Origin of the sequence: uncultured Phascolarctobacterium sp. (assembly GCF_905212365.1) — a bacterium.
Taxonomy (GTDB): Bacteria; Bacillota; Negativicutes; order Acidaminococcales; family Acidaminococcaceae; genus Phascolarctobacterium_A.
This window is the reverse complement of sequence record NZ_CAJMEH010000021.1, coordinates 21,743-27,782: the sequence shown is the minus strand read 5'-3', so window position 1 is coordinate 27,782 and position 6,040 is coordinate 21,743. Positions and strand designations below refer to the sequence as shown.

Here is a 6,040-nt window from a genome sequence, read left to right as displayed (position 1 = left end):
GGTATAGGAAGCGGTCATGGTACGGGTATTGGCAGCGGCTATGGCGCAGGCAACAGCATTTACGCATCACCGGCCATCCCTCCGCGTTTAGTGCGCAATACGCCGCCAGCCTACCCAACTGCGGAAAAGAACGCCGGGATTCAGGGCACTGCGAACCTGCACCTGTTAGTCGGCAAGAACGGCAGCGTAGAGGAAGTAACTATTCTTTCCTCTTCCGGCAATATGAATCTGGACCAGGCGGCAGTAAGGGCCTGCTATAAATGGAAATTCACCAGCGCCCGCAATAAAGCGGGGCAGACGGTGCGCTGCTATATGACAGTGCCTATTACGTTCAGGCTGCGCTAAAGGCAGAAGCCTGCTGCGGCGTTATTTTAAATTTACGCTTAACGCCAGCTTTTTAAATAATATTTTTACTTACGCATCACTCATCACAACTCTCCATACAAAAAGACATCAGGCTCCTTGGGCAACCGGGGAGCCTGATGTCTTTTTTGCTGCTAAACAAACAATCCGAGAAAACCAAAGTATGACTTTAGTTTTCTCGGATTAGGCTAAGTGTTTAATTTTATAATATCCCTATAAAATACTAATAGGACAATACCAAGCCGTTCGGTTATAAGGAATAAGCTCGTCGCTGAGGCACATAATAAGCCCCGGCTGCACTGACAATTCCAATTTATCGAGAACTGAAAAATTTTTATCGGCATGACTTGGATTCTTACCTTTTTTTACTTCGATTGGATATATCCTTTCCCCATCGATAATCAACAAATCTATTTCTTTTTTATCGACATCGCGATAATAATATAAATCTGGCTGCTTTCCAGCATTATAATAGCTTTTTAATATTTCTGTAACCACATATGTTTCCAAAAAAGCACCGTCCATTGCGCCATTTTCCAAAGTAGAGGCGTTAGGCCAACGACACAAATAGGCAGCTAAACCAGTATCCATAAAATATACCTTAGGCGTTCTTACTAAACGCTTACTAATATTGGAATAATAGGGCCGCAAAATAAATAAAACACCAGACCGTTCCAAAATTGCTACCCATTCCTTTGCTGTTGGCGCAGAAATACCAACGGCACGGGCTATTTCTTCATAACGCAGCTCTTGAGCTGTTCTCGCAGCCATAAATACTAAAAAATCATAAAAAGCAGTCAGCTTGCCAACCTGCGCTAAGTCCTTGATATCCCGTTCTAAATAGGTATTAACATAATCCATGTAAAAGCGCTCTCTATCCATATCAGTAGCAAGCAGCTTAGGCATACCGCCGCGAAAAATCCGCTCATAAAGCTCATGTACATTTTTTGACTGAGCCTTTAATAACCGTTCTTTAAGCGCACTTATCTCAGGCCTGAACAAAGCAGGTTCGCGATTTTCTATCTCCGCAGCAGATAAAACTGACATATCAAAAACAGCTATCCTTCCTGCCAACGATTCGGCTACGCCCTGCATCATTTTAAATTTTTGCGAACCGGTTAACCAAAATAATCCGCTGTTCTTCTCGCCTTTTAAAGCCTTTTCATCTACAAGCCGCTTCATTTCCAAAAGCAAAGAAGGCACTCGCTGAAATTCGTCTATTAACAGCGGAAATCCATATGTTTCAAAGAATAATGCGGCGTCAGTTTCGGCCAAACGCCTAGCGTTGGCGTCGTCCAAAGTCACATATTTTCGTTCTGCTTCTTTGATATGATAAAGCATGGTTGATTTACCGACCTGCCTTTGGCCGCAAACCATAACGACAGGATAATATTTGGAGGCTTCTTTAATTTTATCTTCTAAATGCCTTGCAATATACATAGCCGTACCTCCCAAAAGAAAATCCGAGTAAAATAAAGTCTTACTTTATTTTACTCGGATTTTTATGTATTGTCAAACTTTTACTTCTTTCGCACATCAGCTTTAAATTTCAGCACCACAGCCACTGCCAGGCTCACTACAAAGCAAGCGCTGAAGAAGTACAGGGTCACGCTGTAGCTATGAGTGCGCTCATAAATTTGCGACAGCAGCAGCGGCCCGGCAATGCCAGCCAAGCCCCAAGCCGTAAGAATGCGCCCGTGAATAGCGCTGAGCTGTTTAGTTCCGTACAAATCGCTCAAATACGCCGGCATACAGGAAAAACCGCCGCCGTAGCAGGTAATGATAATAAAAATCAACAGCTGAAACAGCAGTTTGTCCGCCACGCCTGCCAGCAGATAGAAGGCCGCAATCTCAATGGCGAAAAAGGCAATATAGGTATTGCGCCGTCCCAAATAATCGGAAATCGTAGACCAAACAATGCGCCCGCCGCCGTTGAGCAGCCCGATAACGCCCACCATGGATGCAGCCTCCATGGGCGACATTTTAATAACCTCCTGCGCCATAGGCGACGCTACAGCCAGCAAGCCGATGCCGCAGGTAATATTAGTGAAGAACACCCACCACAAGGCGTAAAACTGCCAGGTATGCATAGCCTCCTGCACGCTGCACTGCCCCTGCTGCTCCGGCAGCTGCACTTTAAAATTACCTTTAGATGTTAATTCCGGCATTTTCGGCGGCTCCAGATACAAAGCGGAGGCCGTCATAACCACAACATAAGCGCAGCCCAAAATCACAAAATTCTCAATCAAGCCGTACTTAGCTATTAAAAGCTGCATCACCGGCCCGGCAATCAGGCTGGCAAAGCCAAAGCCCATAATAGCCAAGCCAGTCGCCAAGCCGCGGTTCTGCGGAAACCATTTAACCAAGGTGGAAACCGGCGTAATATAGCCCACACCCAAGCCAATGCCGCCGATTACGCCGTAGCTTAAATACAGCAGCGGCAGGCTGTGCTGGCTTAAGGCGTAAGCTGTTCCCAGCATACCCGCGCCGAAAAAGGCGGCGGCTGTCAGCCCGCTTCTGCGCGGGCCGCAGCGTTCCACATAGGTTCCTAAAAAGCCTGCGGACAAACCTAAAAATAAAATCGCCAGCGAAAATGTCCAGGTGACCTGCTGCAGGGTGAAGCCCATAGCCTGCATAATGGGCCGCGTCAGCACGCTCCAGGCGTAAACGGAGCCGATGGAAATGTGAATCCCGATAGCCGCCAGAACGATAAGCCATTTGTTTTTTGTTTGCTGCATTGTGATTACCTCTTTTCTTCATCATAAATAATGAATACTCAGCAGCCTTGCCCATAAAAAAATCTGGGCAGCAGCTGCTTGCCCAGACGGTCGGCCATATCACAACGCAGTCCACGTGGTAAACTCCACTTATCCGTCAGGAGCTGCATTGCTTTTTAAGTTATGTCTTAATTATAGCCCATTATATTTAATTGTCAAGATAGTGTAGTATATTTTTTCTTGCCCACTATATATAGTAAAGCTTGTTACACAATCACTTTTCACAGCATTTGCGCTTTGTATTTATCTTAGGCGTTTTTATTTCGGTGCAATGACGGCAGCCGCCCTTACCGCAGTCGTCACAGCCTATGCAGCCGCCGCTTTTATGAGCGCGCAGCACCTGCTTTGCCGCCAAATAAACAGCGCCGATAACAATTAAACCTACAATCCAGGTAGCCATAATGCACCTCGCTTTCAACAAACTCCTAACGGATGGTTGGGCTGCCAATGCTCAGCACTGGCAGCCCTGATTTTTTATCACAGATCAAACTTAAAGCCTTTTTTATTTTGCGTCAACGCTCAGTACGTTAGCGCCATCGGAGGTCTTTTTAGCCGGACGAACCAGCAGATAGATGAACGCTCCCAGGAACACGGCGGCAATGGCCGTACCTGCGCTAAAGCCTTCGCCGCCCACAAAGACGCGGCCAAACTGATAGATGATGAGGCAAACAACATAAGCGTACACATTTTGGAAAATAATGGTTGCCCAGGTCCATTTCTTGCTGTTCATTTCCTGGCTCATGGTAGAAATAGCAGCCAGGCACGGGGAATCCAGCAGGTTGAATACCAAGAAGGAGAAGGCGGCCACAGCGCTGGGGAACATAGCCATAACGGCAGTCCACAGGTCGGGCTCTTCTTCGGTGGCTTCAGCCAAGCCAGCCAGAATAGCCATGGTGCTGACGATTGCTTCCTTAGCCACAAAGCCGGAGAAAGCGGCGGCTACAGCCTGCCAGCTGTCGAAGCCCAAGGGAGAGAAGATGGGAGCCAGCACATTACCGATAACGGCGATGAAGCTTTGCTCGGTTTCTTCTACCATAGCCAGGCTGCCGTCAACCAAGCCGTAGCTTGCCAGGAACCACATAGCTACGCAGCACAGGAAGATGATGGTACCGGCTTTTTTCAGGAAGCCGGCAACGCGCTCCCAGGTGTGCAGCAATACGTTTTTAGCAGCGGGCAGATGGTACGGCGGCATTTCCATTACGAATGGAGCGGGATCGCCTGCGAACAGCTCGCTCTTCTTCAAAATGATGCAGGAGGTAATAACGGCAAAGAAGCCGACAAAGTACATAATCGGAGCCATGTACCACTCGCCGCCCATGATAGCGCCGCTCAGCAAAGCGATAACCGGCAGCTTAGCGCCGCAGGGAATAAAGGTGGTGGTCATGATGGTCAAGCGACGGTCCTTTTCGTTTTCAATGGTACGGCTGGCCATAATGCCGGGAACGCCGCAGCCGGAGGAGATCAGCAGAGGAATGAAGCTCTTGCCGCTCATACCGAACTGACGGAAGAAACGGTCCATAATGAAGGCCACGCGAGCCATATAACCGCAGTCCTCAAGGAAGCTCAACAGCAGGAAAACGATAGCCATTTGCGGTGCGAAGCCGATAGGCGCGCCAATACCGCCGATAATGCCGTCAACAACCAAAGAAACCAGCCAGTCCTCGGTACCGGCAGCCTCCAGATTTTCCTGAACCCAGGGCATAATCCATTCGCCGAACAGGGTATCGTTAGTAAAGTCGGTAACAATAGTACCAAGGGAATCAACGGCGATATAATAAACAAGGAACATAACGATGGCAAAAATAGGCAGCGCCAAGAAGCGGTTAGTAACAATGCGGTCAATTTTATCAGAGGTAGTCAGGCCGGTCTGACCCTTTACTACAGCCTGCTGCATCAGCTGGCCGATGAAATTATAACGCTCGTTGGTAATAATGCTTTCGCTGTCGTCGTCCATTTGCTCCTCGCAAGCGGCTACGATTGCTTCCAGCTTAGCCTTTTCGCCTTCGCTGAAATTCAAAGTGCCCATAATCTTAGCGTCGCGTTCAAAAATTTTAATAGCCAGCCAACGCTCGCTGACGCCGGAAATCTTATTGCCTGCTTCGCGGATAATAGCCTTCAAGGCTTCCTCTACCTCGGCGCTGAAGCGCATATAACGGGGAACAGCTCCGCCTGCGGCACTGATAGCAGCTTCGGCTGCGGCGATGGTGCCTTCGCCCTGCAAAGCGGAGGTTTCAACAATCTGGCAGCCCAACTCGCAGGACAGCTTTTTAATATCCAGCTTATCGCCATTTTTGCGAACGATATCCATCATGTTCATAGCGATGGCTACGGGAATACCCATTTCCATAACCTGCGTGGTCAAATACAGGTTACGCTCGATATTGGAACCGTCTACCAAGTTCAAAATAGCGTCTACCTTGTCCTCCAGCAAATAATTACGGGAAATTACTTCCTCCAAGGTGTAAGGAGACAAAGAATAAATACCGGGCAGGTCGGTAACGATTACGTCGTCATGGCCTTTCAGACGGCCTTCCTTTTTCTCTACAGTTACGCCGGGCCAGTTGCCTACATATTGCTTGGAACCGGTCAAATCATTAAACATAGTAGTTTTGCCGCAGTTAGGGTTGCCAACTAAAGCAATTTTTATTTCTTTCATCACTAGCCTCCCCTTATTCTACAACGATGTTTTCAGCCTCGCCCTTGCGCAGGCTCAGCTCGTAGCCGCGAACGGTTACTTCGATAGGATCGCCCAAGGGAGCCACCTTGCGAACGAAAATCTCAATGCCCTTGGTTACGCCCATATCCATAATACGGCGTTTCAATGCGCCTTCGCCAGTCAATCTTTTTACAACTGCTTTTTGGCCTACGGCCACGTCCTTTAAAGTAGTCATCATGCCCTC

6 protein-coding genes and 1 riboswitch are annotated in these 6,040 nt (G+C 48.2%); of the genes, 1 reads left to right on the top strand and 5 read right to left on the bottom strand.

From position 1 onward, the window contains the following. Positions 1-345 (top strand): energy transducer TonB (locus QZ105_RS05110; protein WP_293728774.1); only part of this gene is annotated, 345 nt, incomplete at its 5' end. Positions 346-576: 231 nt separating this feature from the next. Here the strand turns inward: QZ105_RS05110 and QZ105_RS05105 are convergent. The 5 genes from QZ105_RS05105 to QZ105_RS05085 form a co-directional block, all read right to left on the bottom strand. Then, the gene (locus tag QZ105_RS05105; protein WP_293728773.1) at positions 577-1,803 is read right to left on the bottom strand and encodes an ATP-binding protein; all 1,227 of its coding nucleotides are present in this window, start codon (positions 1,801-1,803) and stop codon (positions 577-579) included. Between the two features lie 80 nt (positions 1,804-1,883). Next, positions 1,884-3,101, bottom strand: a complete 1,218-nt coding sequence (locus QZ105_RS05100) for an OFA family MFS transporter (protein WP_293728772.1) — start codon at positions 3,099-3,101, stop codon at positions 1,884-1,886. Positions 3,102-3,174: 73 nt separating this feature from the next. After that, positions 3,175-3,256, bottom strand: a riboswitch (ZMP/ZTP riboswitch). A gap of 98 nt (positions 3,257-3,354) precedes the next feature. Next, a complete protein-coding gene (locus tag QZ105_RS05095) occupies positions 3,355-3,540 on the bottom strand; it encodes a FeoB-associated Cys-rich membrane protein (RefSeq protein ID WP_293728771.1) in 186 nt (61 codons plus the stop codon). A 102-nt stretch (positions 3,541-3,642) separates the two neighbouring features. Then, a complete protein-coding gene (feoB, locus tag QZ105_RS05090; RefSeq protein WP_293728770.1) occupies positions 3,643-5,796 on the bottom strand; it encodes a ferrous iron transport protein B in 2,154 nt (717 codons plus the stop codon). Between the two features lie 13 nt (positions 5,797-5,809). Continuing rightward, on the bottom strand, positions 5,810-6,031 hold the full coding sequence (locus QZ105_RS05085) for a ferrous iron transport protein A (RefSeq protein ID WP_293728775.1): 222 nt from the start codon (positions 6,029-6,031) through the stop codon (positions 5,810-5,812). Between the last annotated feature and the right edge of the window lie 9 nt (positions 6,032-6,040).

What these genes read in the sequence shown, in the direction of transcription:
- QZ105_RS05100 (WP_293728772.1), bottom strand. Translation starts at nt 3,101, where the DNA reads ATGCAGCAAACAAAAAACAAATGGCTTATCGTTCTGGCGGCTATCGGG.
- QZ105_RS05095 (WP_293728771.1), bottom strand. Translation starts at nt 3,540, where the DNA reads ATGGCTACCTGGATTGTAGGTTTAATTGTTATCGGCGCTGTTTATTTG.
- feoB (WP_293728770.1), bottom strand. Translation starts at nt 5,796, where the DNA reads ATGAAAGAAATAAAAATTGCTTTAGTTGGCAACCCTAACTGCGGCAAA.
- QZ105_RS05105 (WP_293728773.1), bottom strand. Translation starts at nt 1,803, where the DNA reads ATGTATATTGCAAGGCATTTAGAAGATAAAATTAAAGAAGCCTCCAAA.
- QZ105_RS05085 (WP_293728775.1), bottom strand. Translation starts at nt 6,031, where the DNA reads ATGACTACTTTAAAGGACGTGGCCGTAGGCCAAAAAGCAGTTGTAAAA.